Consider the following 1,553-nt stretch of genomic DNA (forward strand, 5'->3'; position numbering starts at 1 on the left):
CCCGGAGCAGCCGCCACCGACCCCACCAACGTCACCAAATGCCCCGCCAACCGCTCCACCGACACCCGATCGAACAAATCCGTCCGATACTCCAGAGCCGCCTGCAGCTCACCGTCCGCCTCCACGGCAGTCAGCTGAAGGTCGAACTTGGCGTCCTGGCCCCCCACACCGACCTGCTCGACCGTCAGGCCAGGAAGGCTCCACGACTCGCCGTCCGGGGTGTTCTGGAAGACGAACAGTGTCTGGAACAGCGGATTGCGGGAGAGGTCGCGGTCGGGGGCCAGCTCGTCGACGAGGCGTTCGAAGGGCAGGTCCTGGTGGTCGTACGCACCGAGCGCGGTCTCCTTCACCCGATCCAGCAACTCGACGAAGGTCGGGTCGCCGGCGAGATCCGTCCGCAGCACCAGCGTGTTCACGAAGAAACCGATCAACTCCTCCGTCTCCGCCCGGTTCCGACCGGCGATCGGAGTCCCGACCGCGATGTCGTCCTGCCGGCAGTAACGGGCCAGCACGATCTGGAAGACGGCCAGCAGCACCATGAACAGGCTCGCACCCTGCCCACGCGCCGTCACCCGCAACGCCTCCACCACCTCCGACGGCACCGAGAAGTACACGGTGTCGCCCTCGGCCCCCTCTCGTTCGGCGGGTCGGCCGTGGTCGGTGGGCAGCTCCAGGGTCGGCACCCCTGTGAGGCGCTCGCGCCAGTACTTCAGCTGCCTCTCCAGCAAGTCCCCGCTGAGCTGCTCCCGCTGCCAGGCGGCGAAGTCCGCGTACTGAACCGACAGCCCGGGAAGCGAAGCCTCACGCCCCGCCACGGCGGCCGCGTACAGCTCGCGCAGCTCACGGGCCAGGATTCCGGAGGACCAACCGTCCGAAACGATGTGATGCAGTGTGATCAGTACGTACTGATCTTCATCCGCGAGACGCACCACGTCGGCCCGCAGGAGTCGCCCGCTGTCCAGCTCGAACGGTCTCCGCGCCTCGGCTGCCATGATCTCCAGTGCGGCCTGTTCCCGGTCGTCCGCAGGGACGGTCCGGACGTCGTGCACCGCCGGAGTGACCGCCCACGGTGCGTCCACGATCTGTGCGGGGCGGCCCGCTTCGTCCGTGAAGAACCGGGTCCGCAGCACCTCGTGCCGGGCCACCAGGCCGGTGAACGCCGCGCCCAGTGCACCGATGTCGAGTGCGCCCCGCACGCGTAGGCCGAACGGAACGAGGTACTCGGCGCTGCCCGGCGTCAACTTGTCCAGGAACCACAGCCGCTGCTGCGCGAACGACAACGGAAGTGGATCGCCGTCTCGTTCACGCGGGACCAGTGGTGCCGCGTCGGCCGCCTCCGCATCGCGCACGGCCTCGGCCAGCGCGGCCGGGGTGGGCGAGGTGAACAGGGCGCGGACCGGAACGTCTACGCCGAGCCGCTGCCTGAGGCGCGAGGTCACCTGGGTCGCGAGCAGTGAATGTCCGCCGAGTTCGAAGAAGTTGTCGTGGATGCCGATGGTGTCGATGCCCAGGACGTCGGTCCAGACAGCGGTGATGGTCTCCTCGGTCGAGTT

Annotated in this window: 1 protein-coding gene; it reads right to left on the bottom strand. The window is 68.4% G+C overall.

Features of this window, described 5'->3' with window-relative positions; all coding sequences use genetic code 11:
* A partial coding sequence (locus tag ACWC97_RS33945) for a condensation domain-containing protein (protein ID WP_450653670.1) occupies positions 1-1,553 on the bottom strand: 1,553 nt, incomplete at both ends.

Source organism: Streptomyces sp. NPDC001108 (assembly GCF_053598535.1).